Source organism: Phocicoccus schoeneichii (assembly GCF_014635565.1).
Classification (GTDB): domain Bacteria; phylum Bacillota; class Bacilli; order Staphylococcales; family Salinicoccaceae; genus Phocicoccus; species Phocicoccus schoeneichii.
Genome location: NZ_BMDB01000002.1, coordinates 201,593 through 224,411, shown reverse-complemented (window position 1 = coordinate 224,411; position 22,819 = coordinate 201,593). Strand labels below are relative to the sequence as shown.

General features: G+C 38.2%; 21 protein-coding genes. 3 read left to right on the top strand and 18 right to left on the bottom strand.

The genetic code is table 11. The features are described 5' to 3' along the window. Position 1: 1 nt before the first annotated feature. From IEU51_RS06255 to IEU51_RS06225, 7 genes are all read right to left on the bottom strand, one after another. Positions 2 to 1,318: a CpaF family protein gene (locus IEU51_RS06255; RefSeq protein ID WP_408634887.1), complete on the bottom strand. Its 1,317-nt coding sequence runs from the start codon at positions 1,316 to 1,318 to the stop codon at positions 2 to 4. Continuing rightward, positions 1,296 to 2,393, bottom strand: a complete 1,098-nt coding sequence (locus tag IEU51_RS06250) for an AAA family ATPase (protein ID WP_186085931.1) — start codon at positions 2,391 to 2,393, stop codon at positions 1,296 to 1,298. The genes IEU51_RS06255 and IEU51_RS06250 overlap by 23 nt, the downstream gene beginning before the upstream one ends. 452 nt (positions 2,394 to 2,845) lie before the next feature. Next, entirely contained in the window at positions 2,846 to 3,445 is a 600-nt protein-coding gene (locus IEU51_RS06245; RefSeq protein ID WP_186085934.1) for a hypothetical protein, read from the bottom strand. A 24-nt stretch (positions 3,446 to 3,469) separates the two neighbouring features. After that, complete coding sequence (locus IEU51_RS06240) at positions 3,470 to 3,637, bottom strand: hypothetical protein (protein ID WP_186085937.1); 168 nt, start codon at positions 3,635 to 3,637, stop codon at positions 3,470 to 3,472. Between the two features lie 112 nt (positions 3,638 to 3,749). Further along, positions 3,750 to 4,352 carry an LptM family lipoprotein gene (locus IEU51_RS06235; RefSeq protein WP_186085940.1) on the bottom strand — a complete coding sequence of 201 codons (603 nt, stop codon included), beginning with the start codon at positions 4,350 to 4,352 and terminating at the stop codon, positions 3,750 to 3,752. 26 nt (positions 4,353 to 4,378) lie between these two features. After that, positions 4,379 to 5,410, bottom strand: a complete 1,032-nt coding sequence (locus tag IEU51_RS06230; protein ID WP_186085943.1) for an LptM family lipoprotein — start codon at positions 5,408 to 5,410, stop codon at positions 4,379 to 4,381. Positions 5,411 to 5,621: 211 nt separating this feature from the next. Further along, on the bottom strand, positions 5,622 to 6,002 hold the full coding sequence (locus tag IEU51_RS06225) for a RidA family protein (RefSeq protein WP_186085946.1): 381 nt from the start codon (positions 6,000 to 6,002) through the stop codon (positions 5,622 to 5,624). 265 nt (positions 6,003 to 6,267) lie between these two features. Here IEU51_RS06225 and IEU51_RS06220 point away from each other — a divergent pair, with 265 nt between their 5' ends. Then, complete coding sequence (locus IEU51_RS06220) at positions 6,268 to 7,764, top strand: peptide MFS transporter (protein ID WP_186085949.1); 1,497 nt, start codon at positions 6,268 to 6,270, stop codon at positions 7,762 to 7,764. A gap of 172 nt (positions 7,765 to 7,936) precedes the next feature. On the opposite strand, the gene IEU51_RS06215 is transcribed toward IEU51_RS06220, so the two are convergent. Genes IEU51_RS06215 through IEU51_RS06195 form a run of 5 tightly spaced genes read right to left on the bottom strand, consistent with a single transcriptional unit; the run spans position 7,937 to position 12,736 of the window. Continuing rightward, positions 7,937 to 8,683 (bottom strand): ABC transporter ATP-binding protein, encoded by a 747-nt coding sequence (locus IEU51_RS06215; RefSeq protein ID WP_186085951.1) that lies wholly within the window; start codon positions 8,681 to 8,683, stop codon positions 7,937 to 7,939. Next, positions 8,680 to 9,456, bottom strand: a complete 777-nt coding sequence (locus IEU51_RS06210; protein WP_186085953.1) for an ATP-binding cassette domain-containing protein — start codon at positions 9,454 to 9,456, stop codon at positions 8,680 to 8,682. Before IEU51_RS06210 ends, IEU51_RS06215 begins: the two co-directional genes overlap by 4 nt. Then, positions 9,449 to 10,261 (bottom strand): ABC transporter permease, encoded by an 813-nt coding sequence (locus IEU51_RS06205; RefSeq protein ID WP_186085956.1) that lies wholly within the window; start codon positions 10,259 to 10,261, stop codon positions 9,449 to 9,451. The genes IEU51_RS06210 and IEU51_RS06205 overlap by 8 nt, the downstream gene beginning before the upstream one ends. Continuing rightward, positions 10,258 to 11,202: an ABC transporter permease gene (locus IEU51_RS06200; protein WP_229713891.1), complete on the bottom strand. Its 945-nt coding sequence runs from the start codon at positions 11,200 to 11,202 to the stop codon at positions 10,258 to 10,260. The genes IEU51_RS06205 and IEU51_RS06200 overlap by 4 nt, the downstream gene beginning before the upstream one ends. Before the next feature lie 19 nt (positions 11,203 to 11,221). Then, positions 11,222 to 12,736: an ABC transporter substrate-binding protein gene (locus IEU51_RS06195; protein WP_208455156.1), complete on the bottom strand. Its 1,515-nt coding sequence runs from the start codon at positions 12,734 to 12,736 to the stop codon at positions 11,222 to 11,224. A 458-nt stretch (positions 12,737 to 13,194) separates the two neighbouring features. On the opposite strand from IEU51_RS06195, the gene IEU51_RS06190 reads away from it, so the two are divergent. Next, complete coding sequence (locus IEU51_RS06190) at positions 13,195 to 13,599, top strand: general stress protein (RefSeq protein ID WP_186085961.1); 405 nt, start codon at positions 13,195 to 13,197, stop codon at positions 13,597 to 13,599. A gap of 35 nt (positions 13,600 to 13,634) precedes the next feature. Here IEU51_RS06190 and IEU51_RS06185 read toward each other — a convergent pair whose 3' ends face one another. The 4 genes from IEU51_RS06185 to IEU51_RS06170 are packed head-to-tail and all read right to left on the bottom strand — an operon-like array spanning position 13,635 to position 17,809. Continuing rightward, entirely contained in the window at positions 13,635 to 14,588 is a 954-nt protein-coding gene (locus IEU51_RS06185) for a hypothetical protein (protein WP_186085964.1), read from the bottom strand. A 32-nt stretch (positions 14,589 to 14,620) separates the two neighbouring features. Further along, a complete protein-coding gene (locus tag IEU51_RS06180) occupies positions 14,621 to 15,562 on the bottom strand; it encodes a DMT family transporter (protein WP_186085967.1) in 942 nt (313 codons plus the stop codon). Positions 15,563 to 15,581: 19 nt separating this feature from the next. Beyond that, a complete protein-coding gene (locus IEU51_RS06175) occupies positions 15,582 to 17,498 on the bottom strand; it encodes a heavy metal translocating P-type ATPase (RefSeq protein WP_229713889.1) in 1,917 nt (638 codons plus the stop codon). 11 nt (positions 17,499 to 17,509) lie between these two features. Continuing rightward, positions 17,510 to 17,809, bottom strand: coding sequence for an ArsR/SmtB family transcription factor (locus IEU51_RS06170; RefSeq protein WP_186085970.1), 300 nt, complete (start codon positions 17,807 to 17,809; stop codon positions 17,510 to 17,512). A 181-nt stretch (positions 17,810 to 17,990) separates the two neighbouring features. Between IEU51_RS06170 and IEU51_RS06165 the strand changes: the two genes are divergently transcribed. Continuing rightward, the gene (locus tag IEU51_RS06165; protein ID WP_186085973.1) at positions 17,991 to 18,908 is read left to right on the top strand and encodes an ornithine cyclodeaminase family protein; all 918 of its coding nucleotides are present in this window, start codon (positions 17,991 to 17,993) and stop codon (positions 18,906 to 18,908) included. Between the two features lie 1,023 nt (positions 18,909 to 19,931). Here the strand turns inward: IEU51_RS06165 and IEU51_RS06160 are convergent. Further along, positions 19,932 to 20,963: a M42 family metallopeptidase gene (locus IEU51_RS06160; protein ID WP_186085975.1), complete on the bottom strand. Its 1,032-nt coding sequence runs from the start codon at positions 20,961 to 20,963 to the stop codon at positions 19,932 to 19,934. A 57-nt stretch (positions 20,964 to 21,020) separates the two neighbouring features. After that, entirely contained in the window at positions 21,021 to 22,796 is a 1,776-nt protein-coding gene (locus tag IEU51_RS06155; RefSeq protein WP_186085977.1) for a DUF2207 domain-containing protein, read from the bottom strand. Positions 22,797 to 22,819: the final 23 nt, after the last annotated feature.

The window sequence follows — 22,819 nt, the reverse complement described above, 5'->3', positions numbered from 1 at the left end:
GCTAACCCTCCTCTGCAGATTGTTTACCATATTTTTCTGCTACATCATACATACCTGCTAATTGGAGTTTCAAGATATCCTGTAGTGAGTTTCCAGTTGGTTCTAATTGGCCGATTATTTTCCCATTGCTGTCCTCACCTCTTTCTTTGAACTCAAATAAGGGATTTAGTATTAACTCTCCATTTTCAATACCTGTTATTTCAGACACTGCTACCACTTTTCTTGAATGATCCCTGAATCTAGATAGGTGAATCATAATATCAATGGCACTTGAGATTTGGTTTCTAATTACGGAGATTGGTAACTCTGCACCACTCAACACCATGGTTTCTAGTCTACTAAGCATATCGTAAGTTGAGTTCGCATGACCCGTTGATAATGAACCATCATGACCAGTATTCATTGCTTGTAACATATCTAATGCTTCTTCTCCCCGAACTTCTCCTACAATAATTCGGTTTGGTCTCATACGAAGTGAAGCTTTAATTAAATTTCTAATTGTAATTTCACCTTCACCTTGCGTGTTAGCATTACGAGTTTCCATACTTACAAGGTTTGGTACGCTTTTAATTTGTAGCTCAGCTGAGTCTTCAATAGTAATAATTCGTTCATTTTTAGGGATAAAGTTGGATAAAACATTTAAGAATGTTGTTTTACCTGAGCCTGTACCTCCACCAATAAAAATATTATATTTTGCAACAACTAAATTCTCTAAGAAGTCTGCTACTTCTTGAGTAATTGATTTTGATTGAATTAAGTCCCCTATTGTTAATGCATGTTCAGGAAATTTTCTGATAGTCATTGTTGCTCCTTTTAAGGCTATTGGAGGGAGTACAACGTTAACACGTGATCCGTCTTCTAATCTTGCATCTACAATTGGGGTAGATTCGTTTACGACTCTGTTAACTTTGGATACTATTGCTTGAATGGTATCCTCTAGTTTTTGTGGGGATTCAAATCTCACATTTGATTTTGTTACTTCACCAAATTTTTCTATAAAGACTTCTTGATGATTATTGACCATAATTTCTGTGACATCGCTATCGTCTAGCAAAGGCTGTAATACACCGAGCCCTCGAAATGAGTTATACATTCTTTCAATTACTAAACTCATTTCATCGGAACTTATTGGAAATTGTTTAGAATATGTAATTACAAATTCCTCTACTAACTCCTTTAATTCTTCATTAGAGACTGAATACATGAAATCCAGTATTTCTCTAAGTTTTTCTGTTAAGTGAGATACTATTTGATTCTCAGTATCTTGTTTTTCAAATTTTAGACTAGATATTTGATTAAACTCTTCCTTCATGTTCATCCTCCTCTAATCCTATAGAGATTTTAGGTAGACATTTAAGAAGTTTAATACCAATTTTTGAGTCGCCTAACAATTTCTCTCTGTCATTGATGTTTTGCCAACCAGATTGATGATCGATATACGCTTTTGGCGATAATTCAAAATTAGACTTATTTGAAAAGATGGATCCACCGTAATTATTAATTATAAAATGCACCATTTTTTTCTCTACTATTTTTTTATATTCTTCAGTGTCAATTAGAAAATGAGTTTTCATAAAACTTGTTTCATCTGGATTTAAAATCCAAAATACTTCGTGGCTTCTACTCATAATTTCTTCTCTTAACATATTATTTTCAGAATCCATGTCTATTATTAGGAAATCATACTCATTTAAATCAACTATTGTTTTTAATAATTCTTCTAAGTGCAATTTTGTGAGTGATTTAACTTCATCAAGTTCTAGATTTGTTGGTATGAAATCTATTTTTAATTCTTTATCTGTATCGATTAGCTGGGGGAGTTTATTGAATAATCTAAGGGGATCATCTTTTAAGTAATAATACAACTCTGAGCTTTTTTCCTTTTCACCTACTAGGTAAGAGTTATAGGAAGTTAATCTCTCAAGTGATAAATATAATACTTTTAAAGAATGTGATGCTAAAAACTTTGCGAAATTTAGTGACAAAACAGTTTTTCCTGTCCCACCATTTGCCGAAGTAAATGAGATAATAGAGGTTGACTTTCTATCATTTGTTGAAAGTAATTTTCCTTTATCATCGTAATATAAATTTAAAATTGCTTTAAATATTTGATCCAAGGGTTGGTATTTAAAGATTGAGTTACTTTCTACAGAAGCAGATTCAGTTAAATATAAAACATTATCTTTATTATTCAGCTCTAATAATGTTGGGTCAACCTCCGTTAAAACAGCTATGTAGTCTAGTGAATCCATTTCAGAATTTATCAACTTAGCATCCACTTGCTCAATACTTAATCTATTTCTATATTCGCTTACATTTAAGTAGTTCATCAGTAAATCTGGATACTCAGAGTCATTATTATCAGTTATATATAGTACTTTTATTTTTTGCATGATATTCACCATTTACCTTTGAATTTGTAGAAGTTTTTCGCTCATATTTTCTTTGTTAGAAACTTATGGATAACTTGATTCTATGCTAACACAGTGTTTATATTGCTGTAAATGATTTTTCGGAATTTTTTATCCTTAGTTATATATTTACAATTTTAATGAATTCTAAACAATTTTTAACTTTATAAATTTGATACCATATCAGCAGTTTGTCTTTACTTTTAATTTTTTATGAAATAAGAATTAATATTTTAAAAAAGAGATAAACTTGGTCATTTTTATTGATAAAATTGTTGTTGTAATTTTAGCTAATCAATCCATTCACCTGTTTATCCCTATTAATATTTTTACTCAACCATAGACCCTCTACCGAGTAAATCATTTATTGCCTCTCTAAAAATAAAATAACTTTCTCATCACAATTAATATTTTTTCATGATGATTACTCCTTATTATTTAGTTGGTACTTTATAAGATTTTTGGTTGTCCGTATAACCTTCAAAGTGTAAGTAGAAATTTCCTTCACTATCAGCATGAGCTAAATTTTCTAGAAACACAAAATCTAATTCAACTGCTTCACCAGGCTCAATTTCTTTTGAAAGCTCTTCTTCAGATAACTCAAAAACAAAATTTTCGCCGTTACCATTCATATCAACCCCAAGTCTCGGTACTACATACTCACCTGGAATCATAGGTTCATCACTCGTGTTTTTTATAACTGTTTTAGCTACAACAAAATTATTCGTATCTTGTGCATTTCCAACGTATTCAGTAATATCTTCACCATTATATTCTCTAGTAATATCTACTGCTTTAACAGTCACTTGGTAAGGAACTTCCCATTCATAACTTTCCATTGTTAGAGTTTCACCAATTTCATATACCGCATCTTCATTTTCAGTTCCTTGAGCTTGATCAGAACCACTTGAAGTCTCTTCTGTCTCAGTTTTCTCATTAGAAGTATCCGTTTCTTTCTCATCAGAACTATCACTACACGCAACTAGTACGAACGATAGTCCCATGACACATAGTAAGCTTAATAATTTTTTCATGATTTTTACTCCTTATTGTTTATATTATTTCGTTTTAAACTTAGTTTCTCCACCACCAGCGTCATTAGTTGCTGCTCTTAATATATACTCTTTATTTTCGTCTAAATCATCTAAACTATAAGTATGTTCAAGTTCATATTCTTCTCCTGGCTCAAGTGGCTCTTTTGCTTTTTCAGGGTCTGTTAAAGGCATCACTTCACCCTTAGTTATCTATCTTTACATTTATTAATATATACACTTAAAGCTATTAATGAATATCCATGTCTAAATCTCACGTATAGTTTAAACATGGATATATTATTGATTATTTTGTAGGTATTCTGTATGTTTTCTGATCATCTGTCATTCCTTCGAAATGTAAATATACATTCCCTTCTGGATCACGAACAGTTAGTAGATCTTGTATAAATACAAAATCCAAGTCTACTTCTTCACCAGGTGCAATTTCTTTTGAGAGCTCTTCTTCTGATAACTCAAAAATGAAATTCTCACCACTGCCTTCTGTATCAATACCAAGTCTAGGAATCACGTACTCTCCAGTAATCATAGGTTCATCACTAGTATTCTTTATTATAGTATTCGCCACAAGAAATTTAATGTTCTCATCAGCATTACTAACATATTCTGTAATATCTTCACCATTATATTCACTAACAAGATCAACAGAATTTACGGTTACCTGATACGGAACATCCCACTCAAAACTTTCTACATCGACAGTCTCTCCGACTTCTACTACTTTTTCATCAGTCTTATCATCTGCTTCTGATGACTCTTCTTTATTTACTTCTTCTGTTTCAGTTTTCTCATTAGAAGTATCCGTTTCTTTCTCATCCGAACTATCACCACACGCAACTAATAAGAATGATAGTCCCATCACAAATAATACACTTAATAATTTTTTCATAATGTTTACTCCTTATTGTTTATATATTATTTCGTTTTAAACTTAGTTTCTCCGTCACCTAAATCATTTGTTGCTGCTCTTAATATATACGCTTTGTTTTCGTCTAAATCATCTGAAGCATAAGTATGCTGAAGTTTCATTTCTTCTCCTGGATCAAGGGGTTCTTCTGCTTCTTCATAATCTGTTAGTAGCATTGTTTTTCCCTTATCCTCTTCAGTACCAAGGTAAAGAAGCGCATCTGATCCGGGTATCATCTTTGTTTCTCCAACGTTTTTAATTGTATAATCTACAACTAATTCATTGCCATTTGAGATTTCAAAGTTATCAATCGTTACTTCAAACTTCGCACCATTGAATTTTTCAACAGTAGCTGTTTCTCCAAATTCAATTGCTTCTTTGTTTTCTGTTGAATTATCGCTAGTTGAGTCTTCAGAATTTTCGTCTTCTTCAGTATTGTCTAATGATGCTTTTGCCTCATCACTGACTGAGTATCTATACCACGTTTCTCCCTCTTCTTCGAAATCAAACGCGCCTAAGAATTCATCCTTAGTATCAATTCGATCTGTATAATATTGTTCTAATTCAATTTCTTCACCTGACGCAAGCATTTCATCCGCTTTTTCTCGATCTCTAAACTCCATTGGGAAGCCTGAATAATTTTCTCTGTCATCAAAATGAATAACTGTATCATGACTTGGCTGTAGTTCTTTTTCACCAATATTTTTCACAGTATATGTAATAACTAGAATACGATCGGCATCGATAGATCCACTAAGATACTCCTCTATATTTTTGCCATTATAGTCAGTTAATACTTCAAATTTTGTAGGTGTTACTTCATATTTAATTCCAGTAACTCTCTCTACAACTGTCGTTTGTCCAACTTCATATAGTTCCTTACCATCATCAGTTACTTCTGCAGGTTCTTCTTTTTTTATTTCTTCTGTCTCTGTTTCTTCTTTTGATGTGTCTTTTTCTTTCTCATCAGAACTATCTCCACACGCAACTAATAAGAATGATAATCCCATTACAAATAATACACTTAATAATTTTTTCATTATTAAATCCCTCCAATTTTTGAAAATTATGTATTTACCTAAACCCTATTCCCTAAAACAAACAGAATCATACATTTTTTATACATTATCTTAATTGTAATATTTCCTTATTATCAATAGGTTAATATTCCGTAAAACATCATTAGATTAAGTTATTACACACAATAAAAAAACTCCCATCAAATTAAATGATAGGAGTCAAAATTCTATATTAAAGACCACGCTTCGCCACAATCTCAATCTCAACGTCCGCACCAAGTGGCAATTCCTTTACCGCCACACAGGTACGCGCAGGATACGGCGCCGTAAATTTCTCAGCATACACCGCGTTAATCTCTTCAAAAATATCCATTGAAGTAATAAACATATTCACTTTAACAATCTCAGTTTCCTTAACACCAACCTCAGCCATCGCATCAAATAAGTTTTCGATCGCAATATCCATTTGTTCAGCATAGCCAGGCTTTTCAGTTACATCATTTCTGTTCATTGCCGTCTGCCCTGAGAAATATACATAGTCACCAGCATCCACTACATGAGAGTATGGGCCTGATGCTCCTACAGTTGGTGCATTAAACGTTTTTCTAGTCATTTAAAAATTCCTCCAAAAAGTTTCTCTCACCCATTATAGCCAATTTTTCACAAAGATAGTAGTCTCCCTTACTTACTGTTGGTTTTTCAAAGGTTTTTAATTTTAGAATTTAAAAGTTTCTTCTATTATATAATGCATTTTTAGTCTCAATGGTTGATCTGTATTTATCTGTTTAAAAGTTACATAATTGTAAGAAAATTTTTATGACTCATAAACCTGTTATGTGTTACACTTATTAAGTCATTTTTTAAGGAGGGTAACAACAGTGTCCCAAAATAATAACGTATCGTCCGTCCCACAAAAGGGATTCTTTGGACACCCGCGTGGACTTTCCACTTTATTCTTTACTGAATTCTGGGAGCGTTTCAGCTACTATGGTATGAAAGCAATTCTTGCTTACTATATCTATTATTCAGTTGCTAAAGGTGGATTTGGTCTCGAGCAAAGTACAGCTTTACAAATTGTTTCAATTTATGGTGCATTAATTTACATGAGTGGTATCATCGGTGGTTGGATTGCCGACAGAATACTTGGTATTCGCGCGTCGATCTTCTACGGTGGTATTCTGATTATGATTGGTCATATACTACTTGCTTTACCGAATAACTTTACATTACTGATGCTTGCATTATTATTCTTAATTATCGGTACAGGTATGTTAAAACCAAACATTTCAACAAATGTAGGTTTACTATATGAAAAAGGCGATAATCGTGTAGACGCAGGTTTCACAATCTTCTACATGTCTATCAACCTTGGTGGATTAATTTCACCACTTCTAATTGGTTGGTTACAAGTGAACTACGGTTTCCATATCGGTTTCTCACTTGCAGCATTTGGGATGTTTGCTGGTCTTGTGACTTACTTATTAACCAGTCGTAAAAACCTTGGCGAACTTGGTATGAAACCAACGAATCCATTAGTCGGCGCACAGAAAAAACGTTTTGTGATTTTACTTGTGACTGCTTTAATTATCATTGCAGTGTTCACTTTGATTGCATACGTAACTAATACTCTTACAATTAGTAACTTCGCAAACCTCATCACGATTCTTGGTGTTATTTTACCAATCGTTCTTGTGGTTACAATGGTTTCATCTAAGAGCGTAACAAAAACAGAGCGTACTCACGTAATTGCGTACATTCCATTATTCATTGTTGCAGTTGCATTCTGGATGATTCAAGAACAAGGTGCGACAATCTTAGCAGCATTCGCAGATACTAAGACGGAATTAAGCATTGCAAACCTAACAAATGGTGCAATTGACTTCACAATTCCAGCTGCATGGTTCCAGTCATTAAACCCAATCTTTATTGTGCTATTAGCACCATTATTCTCAAGACTTTGGGTTAGACTTGGAGAACGTAATCCATCAACAGTAATTAAGTTTGCGATTGGTGCGATCTTAGCAGGTTCTGCATATCTTGTCATGGTGATTCCTTTAGGAACAGGTGAGTTAATCAACCCATTATGGTTAGTACTTAGCTTCTTACTTGTAACAGTTGGGGAACTTTGTATTTCACCTATTGGATTATCAACAACAACAAAATTATCACCAGAAGCATTCCGTTCACAAATGATGTCACTATGGTTCTTAACAAACGCGATGGCACAAGGACTGAACGCACAAATGGTTAAATTATATGCGGTGATTAGTACAGAGCAATACTTCTTATACTCAGGACTTGTAGCGATTGTACTCGCAATCCTATTGATCTTCATCAGCCCTAAAATAAAGCGTATGATGAGTGACGTAGAATAATTAAAAAATCGACCTCGTTTCAAAGAGGTCGATTTTTTTTGATATAAAACAGCCCTTGAAGTTCAATAATAAATTCTTTTAAAAAATTAATATCACATTCGTTACGGAGAAATATAGTATTTTTAAATGTCGATTTAATCTATCGCGTCTCATCCTGACCTATTTAAACACTTCATATCGCACTCGCAATAAGTTTTTTGGTATAGGGGGCTTGTGGATTGTTCAAAATATCGTCTGTTTTACCTGTTTCTACAATCTTTCCGTCTTTCATAACGATGATTCTATCCGTCAGTGATTTTACGGTGGATATGTCGTGCGTGATGAAGAGATATGATGTGCGAATGTTGTGTCGTAACTTCTTCAAAATCTCGATGACTTCTTTTTGCACGAGTATATCTAGTGCGGAGACGGCTTCGTCAAATATTACTACTTTCGGATCAGTGATCATCGCCCGGACGATCGATATGCGCTGTGCTTGTCCGCCACTTAACTGGTGTGGGTATTTATCTAACACCGTTTCATTTAATTGCACGCGTTCTAATGCGCGAAGTATCTCTCTATCCATCTCTTTTTTAGTCGTTCGCGGACGTCCTTTCGCAAAAAATGGTTCTCGAAGTGACGTTCTCACCTTCAAGTATGGATGTAGACTTTCTTTAGGACTCTGAAATACAAACTGCACGTTTTGTCTGAAGTTTAGGTCGTTATGTTTTTTCATATCCATGATATTTTCACCTTCAAAATATACAGTTCCTGAGTTTGGACGTACAAGTCCGCCAAGGATATTAGCGAGTGTCGACTTTCCGGATCCAGATTCTCCAACAATTCCGATGGATTCTGCTTCTTCAAGTTCCAAACTCACATCTTTCACTGCTATTGTATCTTTGAAGTTTTTAGACACATGTTCACATGATAAAATCATCGCACATCCTCCTCTCTCGTCACTTGGACGAGCGCTTTTGTATGTGGGTGCGTTGGATACTTAAATAGCGTCTCTGTATCATTCGTCTCTACCATTTCTCCTTTATAGAAGACATACGCGCGGTCCGTGTACTTCTCTATCAGCTTCATGTTATGTGTAATTAAAATGAGCGATACGCCTTCTTCTTGATTCAGTTTTTTGAAGAATTCCATCACTTCGTGTTCCGTGATGCTATCTAGGGCGGTCGTGGGTTCATCTAATATAATGATACGTGGATTCGTCATTAATGAGAGTGCGATATTGACGCGCTGGCGCATCCCACCAGAAAGTTCGAATGAATAACCATTCAACACTTTTTTAGGATTCTTAAGCCCAACAAGCGTTAATAGTTCTGTCGCACGCTTCAGCCCCTCTTTCTTTGTCCCACATTGATGCGTCACGAAACCCTCTAGCATTTGATGTTTTATTTTGACCAGTGGATGTAAAAATTCCGTGGTATTTTGTGGAATATATCCGACGTCTATTCCAATCAGTTTGCGATATTCTCTTGGTAATAGTGTATCTAAATTCTTACCTTCAATCACTTTTTCAACAGCGCTCGACACGAGTGATCGCGGCAACAAGTTAAACATCGCTTGCGTCGATATGGTCTTCCCTGAACCTGATTCACCAAATATACCTACAATTTCTCGCTTTTTAAGATAAAAATCAAAGGGCCGGACGAGTGTGTTTCCTTCATTTGTGCGTACCTCGAGCGCGTTCATATCAATCATGTGTATCACCTAATTTCATGAGTCGATCGTTTAAAGTGTCACCCATCAAATTCAGCCCAAGTACTGTAATTACGAGCAAGATGCCTGACGGTAAAATTAAATATGGGTAACTGAGCATAAAGCTCTGTGCTTCTTTTAACATCAGTCCAAAACTCGCGTTGGGTGGAACGACACCAAGTCCTAAATAAGAGAGCGCGGATTCTATTAATATTGCAGATCCAATGCTTGCACTAAATTGTGTTACGAGTCTTGGTAAAATAACGGGGAGATAATGTCGCCACACAATTCGAGGTGTCGATAGTCCCATACTTTTCGCTGCCACGATATAGAGTGCGTGTTGTTGTTCTTTGATAAGTGAATACGTCAGTCGCGCAAATATTGGTATCATAAAGATCGCGATTGCGATGAGTGTAGAATACAATCCATCGCCAAACACAACCACAAACATCATGGCTAGTACAATACCTGGGAATGCGAGCATCCCATCTATAAACCTTAAGAAAATCATACTGATCCACTTGTTTGATAACGCTGAAATAACGCCAATGAAAGCCCCGGCACATAAGCCTAAAGTGACTGAAACTGTCCCTAAAAGTAATGCATAGCGTGACGCGACCATTAACCTCGATAATAGGTCTCTACCAAACTGATCCGTACCCAGTAAGTGTGCTTTAGATATCCCAGAAAACCGATTATCAATGTCCATCTCTGTAATTGGATATGGGGTGTAGAAAAATGACACTATACCGAGCGATAATGGAATGAGTAAGAGTATCACACTCAAGATAAACACATACTTCCTCATGACTCCTCCCTCCTCATTCGCTTATTCAGTAGAATATAGAGTATGTCTGTAATAAGAGTAATGATGATCACAGAAGTCACAATAAAACTCACGAGCCCTAGAATTAAGAATAGATCTCGCTTTAAGACCGCACTAAATAATAGTCGGCCGACTCCAGGCAAACTGAAGATACTCTCTACGACGATGACACCTGAAATTAATCCCGCAATTTGAATACCAATAACTGTAAGTGGTGCAATCAAGGCATCGCGCAGTGGATATTTAATGATTGCAACGACAGGATTCATTCCTGACACTCGGGTCATGAGCATATAATCTTGTTTTAAACTATGTAACATCGAACTTCTTACGATTCTAATAAGCGTCGCAATCATACCAAATGCGAGCACAAGTGCCGGCAACAGTAAGCTCATAAAACCGCCATACACACTTTCCGTAAACGGTGTAAATCCAGATATTGGAAACACGTCAAACTGCGCACTTATATACACGAGAAAAATGAGTGCAATCCAAAACTGTGGCATTGCGTCACCAATTTGCATAAGCGTTCTCGCGATAATATCAAATGTCTTATTTTGTTTTAATGCAGCAAATACACCAATCGTGAGTGCCAGCACCGCAATGATGATTGCCATCACCATGAGTGATAATGTTACTGGCAAACGGCTGGTAAGAAGTGAAGTCACCGTTTCTCCATATGTAAATGATACACCAAAATCACCCGTTATCGCGTGGGTCAACCAGCTCAAATATTGCGTATACCATGGTGCATCCATCCCAAGTGCTGCTCGAAGTTCTCTGACACGTTCTGGAGTCGCCTCCGTTCCGAGACTAATCTCCACCGCGTCCCCCGGTATCATCATCAACATAAAAAAAGTGATAAATGATACGACAATTATAAGGACAATGCTACTCACTATGCGTCTTATAATTTCTTTCATACCATTCATCACCTATTAATTACTCTTTAAATTTTAAGTCTTTAAGTTCAAAAACATCGATCGGATATGACGTAAATCCTTCCAAATCTTCATTGATTGCGTAAATACGTGTTGGTGCTTGAATATACACTGCTGGGACTTCTTCTGCTAAAATCGTTTGGACACGCTTATACATGTCCATACGCGTATCATCATCTAATTCTACTTTAATAGATGATAAAAGATTGTCCACTTCCGCATTTTTATAATTAAAATAGTTATCCGAGCGCGTGCTTCCATATTTCTCTAGTAAATCATAGCCATCAATACGACCTGTATGTCCAACAACAGTAAGATCATAGTCACGGTTACCATAGACATCCGTTAACCATGTTCCCCATTCTATTGTCTCTATTTTAACATGAATTCCAATTGCTTCTAATTTTTCAGCAATAATCTGTCCTGCAGCCACATAGTTTGGATAGTCTGTTGGAAGTTTCATATTTAATGTGATGCCTTCTCTGCCTAACTCTTTCACGAGTTGTTTGGCTTTATCTACATCATACGGATAAGTGTTCGTTGTGTCGACATATCCTTTTAGAACAGGTGGATAGTGCGAGCCGATTTCTTTACCATAGCCCCACCACACTGCGTTGATGAGTTCTTCTTTGTCTACTGCCATGTTGATTGCTTGTCTCAGTTTTTCGTCTTTTAGATGCTCGTTTTCTAGGTTCATAGCCATAAGCTGTACAGAGTTATTGTCGATTTCGATGATTTTTGCATCACCTAATGTTTCTACAACATCGCCTGTAGTTTCGATTAAATCAATATCGCCCTTTTTAAAGCTTGTTACCTGTGCAGTTGAATCTGGCATTATTTTGAACTCCACATTTTTAATCGCACCTTTGTTATAGTGTTCGACACCTTCTAAGACTATATTATCTTGCGGCGTCCAGTTCACAAGCCTATATGGTCCTGTACCTACTGGAGATTTCTTTAAGTCATCTCCGGACCCGTCTTTAACAATTGCTGCCCATGGGTATGCAAAGTCGCTGATGAATGATGCGGATGGTGCTTCTGCTTTGAAATCTATCGTATAATCGTCGATTACATTGACTTCTGTTATGTATTGATAGTTATCTTTTCTTGGTCCTAAATCATCTCTAATACGCTCAAATGAATAGGCAACGTCTTTTGCTGTGAACTTTGTTCCATCATGGAACTTCACATCATCTCGCAAGTGAAATGTGAGCGTCTTGCCATCTTCAGACTGTTCATAAGATGAAGCCAGGCTCGGCACGATTTCTCCGTCTTCTGTCACTTTAACGAGCGTGTCGTAAATATTATTTGTGATGACAAACGTCGAACTTGCGGTTGTGCGATGCGGATCTAACCCATCTGGATCCACAGATATTGCGACTTTAAGTCCGTCTTTTGTCTCCTCAGTTTTATTTTCTTTTAATAGGTCTTCGACTTCTTCAGACCCTTTTCCACAAGCTGATAACACAAACGTAAGCATGAGTGCTACGAATAATACACCAAATTTATTTTTCATTTTGGTCTCCTTGGTATAAATAGTTTATTCAATTGACTATATTTTCCATGATTTTGTGTATTTTATCAATTAAAAAAACCGAGAAGTTTATTTTCTCGGAATCGTTTTGTTACTAATTATTGTATTTTTTACCTCGAATTGATAGAAGTATCATACACACGAATGAAATGAATAACCCCACTAAAAATAAAGTGTAAATAATTGACCCTTGAAACGCATTTGTAAGCCACAAAATAATGGAGGCAATCATCAAAAGATCTCCAAAAATAAATATATAAAACAGATGCGCATCTTTAACTTTTGACATATGAATCCCCCTATATGTATTCCGTTACACATGAATATATCATAATTTTTATCTCCATACTTTAATATTTTAAAAGTCATTTTAGTTTTATTTTTAAAATTAGGTGGTATGTATCTATCAAGAGTGTTGAACGAAGAGGAGTTGTTTTTTAATGAGGAAAATTGAGTCATATCGTAGTCCTGAAGAAGTACATGCACGCGTGAAAGATTTAAGAGAATCTGGTGTTATGGAAGAGGCAATCGCAGTCATCGCAAAGCCAGATTTGTATGACGAAGCGTTTCGAACATATCATTTGGAGTCGCTTGTTTCAAAGGTGAGTACATGGGATAAGTTCATGTCACTATTTTCGAGTGATCATCCCGAAAGTCGTGTGGTAAGCAAATTAGACTTAACGGATGAAGAAAATGAACACTACCAAAAAGAACTTGCTGAAGGTGCTATTTTGCTCTACGTGAATGATTATGAATCACTTGATGGTCATGCAAGTCATATACCAAAAATAACAGGTGGCTCTAACTTCACAAGCGATAAAATTTATGAAGGCAATGAACAATAAAAACCTAGAGAACTGACTTAGGTCAGTTGTCTAGGTTATTTTTCTGTGTAATCTACAATTTTAAATGTATTGTCACTAACTTTTTTCATTTTGTAATCAATTGTTGTTGTTTGTTTACCGTCTGACTTATCGTGCTTGTAGTCGCGCTCGATCGTCACATTATAATCATCATTAACATACGTATATTTAATGAGGCGCACGTCATAAGATTCCTGGTTTTTGAAGTTACCGCTCTTCTTGTTTTCTTTTACCTTTTTCTCAGCATTACTACCCGCTTGAATATCCGAAAGAACCGCTTCACTGTCACCGTTAAAGTAATCTACAAGCTTGTCGACATACGACTCCATAAACTGCTCGACGCGCTCGTCCTCATTTTTAGGCTCTGGTTTTTTCTTGTCTTTTTTATCTTTTTCAGAGTCCTTGTTTTTGTCTTTGTCATTATCTTTAGAGTCTTTGTCCGACGTCTTATCGTCTTTCGCAACGGTTTCAATCGTCACAGGCCCGATTTGCTTGCCGTCTTTCGACCACATGACAAGATGAATTTCATCTTCAGTGTTATCTTTTAGAAGATACGAGTATTGATGAAGCCCCGCAGATTCTTTTGTGCGTTCCGGTTCACCGAGCACAGAGACTGCGTTGTCTAGATCGTCATTCATATAGTACACGACGTCTGCAATTTCATCTGAGTCATAGTTTAACCCGATGTTGCCATAAATTTCATAAGTCTTATCGGCTGTCTTAAACTTTGCGTTCGGTTTTCCGTATACATCCAAAATTTCTGACCGTGTCATACCTTTCTTAAACTCTGTGCCACTAAACGTGACGTCTCCATTATTATAGTTTGGCAACACAAAAAGTTTTTTGCCTGTCTCATCATTCAGCTCAATTGACGGCGCTTCTTTAGTCACTTCACTCTCTTGTGGCGCGTTATTTTGACATCCCACGAGCACTAGCGTGAGCGCCAGACACATCGATAGAAAATACTTCATATGCGTCACCTCTTGTTCTTTTCTATAGTATATTACAAATCATCATCCAATTGGGTTTTCATCTTGCTGGGGTTATGTTTAAAAATTTTCGTTTCAATGTAGCCCGTACCAAATAATACCCCAAGTACAATGAAGATAAAACCAGACATTTGCACTCGGTTGATGACGTCATTTAAAAGCAGTGCCGAAAAGACGAGTCCAAATAGTGGGACTAAGTTATTAAAGATAACCGTGTTTCCTGCACCAATGCGTTGTATCGATCCGTTAAAGATGATGAAGCCAATACCCGTTGCGACAATTCCAGAAAATAAAAACACAAACATCGTTGGTGGACTCATAGAGAAAAATGTCTTTATCCCACTTGGTTCAGTAAATATACTGATAAGTAAGAGTACCGTCGAACCGATTAAAAACATCACAGATGTTGCTTGCTTTGAATCTAGTGTGAATGTCAGTTTACGCACAAATATGAAACTCATCGCTTGCACAAACATCGCAATAAATAGATAGAGTTCTCCTTTCGAGAACACCATATTACTGAACGTTCCGCCTTGAATAAAGAATACACCGATAAGCGCCAAGATAAATCCAACGAGACGAAATTTCGTCATCTGTTCTCCTAAAAACATCACGCCCATAATAGCAGTCGTGATGGGTAAGAGTGCTAAGATCAGTGACGCGTTCGATGCGTTGATTAGAACAAGTCCTTTCGCAATAAACAAGTGGTGCAAAACGACTCCGAAGAGCGTTCCAATCAGAATATAACGCCATTCAGATCTCGTCATTTTGCGATGTGATTTTAAACTTACGATGATGATTAAAGTCGTTATACCTGCGGTCATAATACGAAATGCGGTCATTGTTGCTGGTGGTAACTCAGTCACAAGCACTTTTAAGAGAACCATGTTGAGTCCCCAGATGATAGTCGCCATCAATATGCTCAAATAAGTAAACGTCAATTGATTTTTTGTCATTGCATTTCTCCGATATATTTTACTTTCCGAGAAGTAATCTCAGTCCATTTAAGATTACTACAATTGTGCTTCCTTCATGTAGCACAACGCTCCAAGCAATATCCGTGACTCCCGTAAGTCCGAGTACAATCAGCATCATGACAACTGCCATCGCAATGAAGATATTTTGCCAGATGACGCGAGACATGCGCGTCGCAATGCTGTGCGTGTTCATGAGGCGATCTAAATCACTATTCATGAGCACAATGTCAGACACTTCTACTGCAACATCTGTACCGTTACCCATCGCAATTCCGACATTCGCTTTCACAAGTGCAGGTGCATCGTTCACACCGTCGCCGACCATCGCGACAGTCTCATATTTTTCTTGTTGTAGAGAGACAACGCGCGATTTATCTTCAGGCATCACGTCTGCTATGACCTCGTCTATTCCGAGTAAATCCGCTACTGCGTGACCCGTTTCTTTACTATCTCCCGTAATCATCGTCGTATGCACACCACGTGATTTAAAGTAATTCACTGCTTCTTTCGCGTGATATTTCGGCGTATCCATCAGAGCAATTAGCCCAATCACGCGTTCATTTTTTGCGATAAAGACAATCGTTTTTCCTGAATGCGCCAGCGTCTCTTGGGCCTCAGTGATTTTAGCGTCTACACCTTCAAATGACGTTGGTTTTCCGATACGATACACGTCATTGTTATACGTCCCTTCGAGTCCTTTTCCGATATGGTTTGTCGTTTCGATGTCTAGTGTTTCTGTTGGTTCAAAATACTCTAATATCGCGGTTGCGAGCGGGTGGTTAGAATTTCTTTCGAGTGCGACAATCATATCGGTCAGCGTGTTTTCATCTTCAAAAAACGTGTAATCTGTGACTTCTGGACGGCCATTCGTTAGTGTCCCTGTCTTATCGAACATAATGGCTTTCACGTTACTGAGTTCTGTCAGGTAGGCACTTCCTTTTGATAAAACCCCACGGCGCGCTAGGTTCGATGCTGCCGATAGTGTCACGGATACTGTGCTGGCTGCGAGCGCACATGGAGACGCCGCAACGAGTAACACGAGTCCTTTATAAAATGCGTCAAAGAATGTGAAGCCAAATATGAAGAACAGCAGTATGACAACTGGCACTGCGATGAGCACGAGGGTCACATACTTCGGCTCAAATTTTTGAATAATACTGGCCGCTCTTGTTTGGTTATTTTGGTTTTCTTTTACGAGTGCTAAAATTTGCGCGAATACAGTGTCGCCACTCTCTTTCGTCACTTCCATCGTGAACGATCCCGTCCCATTGATTGTACTTTGAAACACAGTATCGCCCACCGTCTTTTCTTTCGGTATGCTTTCACCGTTAATTGCGGACTCGTCGATGGATGTTGTACCAGATAAAATCACGCCATCGATTGGCACCTGATCTCCATTGAGGACTTGGATTTTATCTCCAATTTTTAATGATTCTACGCTGACTTCTTTGGTGCCTTCGTCTGTGATGAGTCGTGCGGTTGTTGGGTTCATTTGAAGTAACTTGCTAATCTCACGGTTACTTTTTCCTTCTGCATAATCTTCTAGGAAATGGGCGCCTGCAAATATTAAAATGAGGAGCGCCGCTTCAAAGAAGTTGCCCATGATAGACGCGCCGATTGCTGCAAGTCCCATCAATATGTGAGAGTTCGGCATGAACTTCTTAGCGATTTTTGTGTTTTCAATGGTGTGCCCGATACCTTCTAAAATCACCACGTGATAACCTGCGATGAGTGTTGAAATCACGAGGATGACGTTCGTCACAATCGCATATTCTTTTGGTATAAAAATTGCGATGATGAAGAGTGCAAGTCCAACCATGTACAAGACAATAGGTGTTTTGCCATGATTATGGTCATGTGTATGATCATTAAAGTGCTTTTCTGGGCCACAGCATGTGTTTAGTTGTTCCGTCACAGTAATTCCCCCTAATTATGTCTGGCGTGCTCTATCATTTCTCTGAGTATTTTTATGACGTGCGTGTCGTCGTGCGAGTAGTACACCGATTGACCGTCGCGACGTGATTTCACAAGCCTTAAGTTCTTTAAGAATCTCAGCTGATGAGACACGTTCGATTGCTTCATATCAAGCGTTTCTGCGATTGAACTGACTGAACGTTCACCGTCTAACAGTAGGCTTAAGATGCGAATTCTGGATTCTTCTCCTAATGCTTTAAATGTATGTGACACAATAAATAGTGTTTCCTCGTCTAAATCAAATCCGCTCATTCGGTGTCTCTCCTTTATATCGATTTTCGTGTTTTTATCTTTTGGCTTATCTATATATTAATATTTGTTCATATATTAATCAACCCATATCCTTTTATTGAGTTTTCCATGGAAATTTGTGCGTGAAACGGTCTGTTTAGAGTTGGTCTTTTAAAGGAATAGTGACTTAAGGAGGGATTACGTGAAAATTTTTACTGAAGAGGAAGTAATGAGCTACACTATGGCAGATGCGATTAGAGATACTAGGGCGATACTTGAACGTCAGAATGCGGACAAGATTGTGAATCGTAAACAAGTGTTGATGGCCGCTGGCCACAACAATATGATTATGAACTTTCCTGCACTCGATATTGAGAAGGGATTGTCGGCGACGAAAATTATGTCTATTAGAGATGGTGTGTCGAAAGCGTACTCGATTTTGACGGACATAGAATCTGGTGAAGTGGTTGCAAACGTTGCGGCTTCCTATTTGACTGAATTGCGCACGGGTGCGATGAGTGGGATTGCGACGAATCTCTTAGCGCGTAGAGATGCGAAAGTGCTTGGTGTTATTGGTACCGGGCGCATGGCGGTTCAACAGGTGTTCGGGGTTTTATCTGTAAGAGATATTGAAAAAATTGTTTTATTTAACCGACATTTAGAAAAAGCTGAAGTGTTTAAAGATAAAATCACGGCACTCGGCGCGAATTGTGAAATCGAAATTGTGGACGACGTCAATGTGCTGACGGAGCAGAGCGACATTATAAATACGGCGACACCCGCGAGAGAAGCGGTGTTCGATGACGCCTATGTGAAAGACGGTGCGCACATTAACGGAATTGGCGCGTTTATGCCGAGCACCAAAGAATTAAATGTAGATACGATCGGGCGCGCGAAATATTCAATCGCAGATTATAAAAAGGGTGTAGAAACATCGGCCGGCGGATTCATTGAAGCCGTAAAGCAAGAAAAATTTGAATTCGACCGATTGATTCAGTTGAACGAAGCATTGGAGACACAATTTGACCGAGACGATGCTGATATCACAGTGTTCAAATCGGTTGGCGCATCGCTGTACGACATGGCGGTTGCGATTGGCGCTTATGAAAAGCTGAAGTGAGTTGAGTGAATGTGCGTTCGGAAGCAAATAAAATTAGGGTCGGAAGTTTGGATAGCTTCCGACCTTACATTCGTTAACTCTGCTACCTGAGTTAAAAGACAACTCGAAAACCAGTTTGAAGAAAAGATCATTACGCTAATCAGATAAAAATAGCAATTAGCACAAAGATTCTCTATAGATCGTTGCGGTAATTGTGATTTGAGAGACATTAGCACGAAGATACTCTTCAGATCGTTGCGCTATTCGTAATTTGAGAGACATTAGCGCGAGGATTCTCTCTAGATCGTTGCGCTAATTGTGATTTCGGAGACATTAGCACGAAGATACTCTATAGATCGTTGCGCTAATTGTGATTTGGTAGACATTAGCGCGAAGATACTCTATAGATCGTTGCGGTAATCGTGATTTGAGAGACATTAGCGCGAAGATACTCTATAGATCGTTGCGCTAATCGTGATTTGAGAGACATTAGCGCGAAGATACTCTTCAGATCGTTGCGCTAATTGTGACTTGAGAGACATTAGCGCGAAGATACTCTATAGATCGTTGCGGTAATCGTGATTTGAGAGACATTAGCGCGAAGATACTCTATAGATCGTTGCGGTAATTGTGATTTCGGAGACATTAGCGCGAGGATTCTCTTCAGATCGTTGCGCTATTCGTAATTTGAGATACATTAGCGCGAAGATACTCTATAGATCGTTGCGCTATTCGTAATTTGAGAGACATTAGCGCGAAGATTCTCTATAGATCGTTGCGGTAATCGTGATTTGGGAGACATTAGCACGAAGATACTCTATAGATCGTTGCGCTATTCGTGATTTGAGAGACATTAGCGCGAAGATACCTGCTCCACACTACAGTTCATTTCTGTTTCTATCAATTTAGTTGCAGTGAAAGGCTTTCATCTTCAAATTTTGGATAAAAACAGTCTCTCAGTCGATAAAAACCCACAAACATTCGAATTTTCACCATATAAAACAGCATGTCCCAAACGTAAAGGGACATGCTGTTTTTATCTTGCTATTTGTTTTTAACATATTCGACGAGTAGTTTGAATGTGTTTTCTAGTGCGTCGATGTGCGTGCGTTCCATGCCGTGGCTATTCGCAACGCCTGGTCCGATAAGACCGGCGCGGATGTTGCTTCCTCCGCCGAGTGCTGCACTCGCGTCACTGCCGTAAAATGGATAGATGTCTACCGCGTAATCGAGCTCTAACTTTTTCGCGTACTCTATTAATTTAGAAGTGAGTGCGTAGTCGTAGGGTCCGGACGAGTCTTTCGCACAGATTGACACATCAAACTCCGTACATTCTAAGTCTTCACCGATACAACCCATGTCCACTGCTAAGAGTTCCGTGATATCTTCAGGAATCCACGCTGCTCCGTGACCAACTTCTTCATACACTGTGAAGATAAACGTCACGTTTGTCGCTAATTTCACATCACCTGATTTGACTGCTTTCAGAAGTGAGACAAGTAGCGCGACTGATGCTTTGTCGTCTAGGAATCTAGATTTCACAAAACCAGATTTTGTCACTTGTGTTTTCGGATCGTACGCAACGAAGTCACCATTATCGATACCGAGCTTATTCACATCTTCCTTAGACGTTACACGTTCATCGATTTTTACGATTAAATTATCGACATCACGTTCTTTTTTCGCTGCATCTTTGAAGACGTGTATCGATGGAGATGTCGAGAGAATTGTACCTGTATAAATGTTGCCCTTTCTCGTGATAATGTCACAATATTCTCCGTCTAACGTTGGTGTCAGTGGTCCGCCGAGCTTAGTCAGATTGAGTGTGCCGTCACTATTAATTGAACGCACCATAAGTCCAAGTGTATCTACGTGCCCACTTAATGCACGAGTCACAGATGTATCTTCACCATTCACAGGAACAATCAAGTTACCTTTAGGATTACGTTCTGTTTCAAAACCAAGATCTTGAATCGTTTTTTCTAAGTGATCAATCACGTCTACTGTATAACCAGTCGGACTATTGATTGCGAGTAAATCTTTTAAAATATCGAGTGTTTCATCTTGTTTAAACATGGACTAACTCCTTTATTTTGAATTAATTACACTATACCACTTCTACAATAATAGAGACTAGCGGGCACCCCCGCCACCTCCACCACCGGCACCAGCTCCGCCGCCGAATGACGTTGCGCCTCCGCCGCCAGATGCACCAGTTGTTCCGTTTGTAGATGAAAACCCGCCAGACGCGAGTCCTTTGTTGTAACTGTTGTTCACGTTGTTTGAGTAAAGTAGATATGACATATACGGATTGTACGTATAATCTGTCATATACTTTTTACCAAGTAATTCCATATCCGAAGTGTCTGATGTTAAGATATCCCAGATAATATCGTGAGATTCTAAATCAGGTGCACGTTTTTCTTTCTTTGCTGTTTTAACGTCTTCTTCATAGAAATTGCTGTATTGAATGATTTCGTCAATGAAGCGTTGTCCTTTTTCAGTTGGACGTACAATTTCATCTTTGATACCCCAAACTTTTACTTCTTCATACTCCATGATGCCATGTCTCTTTTGGTAACTCTTAGAGTACTCTGTCATGTAGTCTGCAATTTCTGAGACGTCTTTCGCATTTTTCTTCGCCCATTTTTTCATCTCTTTACTTGTTACGCTACCATCGCTGTTCACTGCGTCTTTAATGAGTAACCAGTAAAGAAGTTCGAACGTCCCGTTATATGTCGTCTTCTTAACAGCTGTGACCGCTTCTTCAAACATAGAGTCGCCATTTCTTACTTCTTCTAAATCTTTTTCGTTATTAAGTTGGATGATTGATTTCTTATCAGAACCATCTTCGTTTAAGATTGTGATGCGTCCTTCATCTTGCCATTTCACTAGATAGGCCTGGAAGAACGTTTCAAATCCGCCCATACCTAACACTTTAAGCGTGTTGTATATACCGACGTAATCATCGTCATCCATGCTTGGCGTTTTGCTTGAAATCAATCCATCATTGCGGGCTTTTAACTTACTTGCACTTTCAATATGCCCTTTGTGTTTTCTCACTTTTGAAACTGCCCAACTATATAACGCGATAGAAATCGCTACGACTCCACCTACAATAGCAGCGATAATGCCAAACACCTTGCCAACGATACTCTCTTTTGCACCACTCGTTGAGCGTGAATCTTCTAAGTATTCTTCTTCATATTTAGAGTTTTTTAAGGCTTTATCTTGTTGTTCTTTGAGCGTCGAATCTTCATTGTTTGTTGTGTTGAACGTACCTTCCTCAAACTGCATTAAAAGCACTGCATAGTCACGGCTGTCGAGCGTTCCGTTTGATTTCCAGACGAGTGTGTCACCTTCAAAATCTAAAAATCCGTCAAATCCGAATCCCCAGAACTTCACGTTGTCTTTCGTGAGGGGTACGTCTGACGTAATCTCCATGCGAACGCGATGCGTTTCAAGGTCATTGAACGTATTGAAATCCCAGTAAATGGACTGTCCATCTTCTAAGTTATGCACTAAGTTTTCTAGTGTGTAATGCACTGTATACGTTTGAGTTTGGTATTCACCGATTCCCCAAACGAGTTCAAAACCGTCATCTGTTTCAATGATGCCGTACTTGCCGCGCTTCTCTTCGAGCGAACCGTCTTCTGGCCACGGATCTGCCTCTTTCATACCTTCCACGCTAAAGTTTGTCACTTTCGCTCCTTGCATATTGTCTTCATCAAAGACCATATACACCTCGGTGCCTTCGTCCATATGTTGTTGTCTAACTTCAGTTACGTCTACTGAACCGTCTTGATTGATATGCACTTTCGTTTCTATGGAATTAATTTCGTTTGCTTCTGCTAAATATGGTGTACCCATCATCAATACGAGCACCAATGCGATTATTAACCGTTTCATATTTTGCCAACTTTCTTTTTTAG

Excerpts from the sequence above, each read along its gene's own strand:
- IEU51_RS06255 (WP_408634887.1), bottom strand. The coding sequence starts at position 1,318 with ATGAACATGAAGGAAGAGTTTAATCAAATATCTAGTCTAAAATTTGAA.
- IEU51_RS06250 (WP_186085931.1), bottom strand. The coding sequence starts at position 2,393 with ATGCAAAAAATAAAAGTACTATATATAACTGATAATAATGACTCTGAG.
- IEU51_RS06245 (WP_186085934.1), bottom strand. The coding sequence starts at position 3,445 with ATGAAAAAATTATTAAGCTTACTATGTGTCATGGGACTATCGTTCGTA.
- IEU51_RS06240 (WP_186085937.1), bottom strand. The coding sequence starts at position 3,637 with ATGCCTTTAACAGACCCTGAAAAAGCAAAAGAGCCACTTGAGCCAGGA.
- IEU51_RS06235 (WP_186085940.1), bottom strand. The coding sequence starts at position 4,352 with ATGAAAAAATTATTAAGTGTATTATTTGTGATGGGACTATCATTCTTA.
- IEU51_RS06230 (WP_186085943.1), bottom strand. The coding sequence starts at position 5,410 with ATGAAAAAATTATTAAGTGTATTATTTGTAATGGGATTATCATTCTTA.
- IEU51_RS06225 (WP_186085946.1), bottom strand. The coding sequence starts at position 6,002 with ATGACTAGAAAAACGTTTAATGCACCAACTGTAGGAGCATCAGGCCCA.
- IEU51_RS06215 (WP_186085951.1), bottom strand. The coding sequence starts at position 8,683 with ATGATTTTATCATGTGAACATGTGTCTAAAAACTTCAAAGATACAATA.
- IEU51_RS06210 (WP_186085953.1), bottom strand. The coding sequence starts at position 9,456 with ATGATTGATATGAACGCGCTCGAGGTACGCACAAATGAAGGAAACACA.
- IEU51_RS06205 (WP_186085956.1), bottom strand. The coding sequence starts at position 10,261 with ATGAGGAAGTATGTGTTTATCTTGAGTGTGATACTCTTACTCATTCCA.
- IEU51_RS06200 (WP_229713891.1), bottom strand. The coding sequence starts at position 11,202 with ATGAAAGAAATTATAAGACGCATAGTGAGTAGCATTGTCCTTATAATT.
- IEU51_RS06195 (WP_208455156.1), bottom strand. The coding sequence starts at position 12,736 with ATGAAAAATAAATTTGGTGTATTATTCGTAGCACTCATGCTTACGTTT.
- IEU51_RS06190 (WP_186085961.1), top strand. The coding sequence starts at position 13,195 with ATGAGGAAAATTGAGTCATATCGTAGTCCTGAAGAAGTACATGCACGC.
- IEU51_RS06185 (WP_186085964.1), bottom strand. The coding sequence starts at position 14,588 with ATGAAGTATTTTCTATCGATGTGTCTGGCGCTCACGCTAGTGCTCGTG.
- IEU51_RS06180 (WP_186085967.1), bottom strand. The coding sequence starts at position 15,562 with ATGACAAAAAATCAATTGACGTTTACTTATTTGAGCATATTGATGGCG.
- IEU51_RS06170 (WP_186085970.1), bottom strand. The coding sequence starts at position 17,809 with ATGAGCGGATTTGATTTAGACGAGGAAACACTATTTATTGTGTCACAT.
- IEU51_RS06160 (WP_186085975.1), bottom strand. The coding sequence starts at position 20,963 with ATGTTTAAACAAGATGAAACACTCGATATTTTAAAAGATTTACTCGCA.
- IEU51_RS06155 (WP_186085977.1), bottom strand. The coding sequence starts at position 22,796 with ATGAAACGGTTAATAATCGCATTGGTGCTCGTATTGATGATGGGTACA.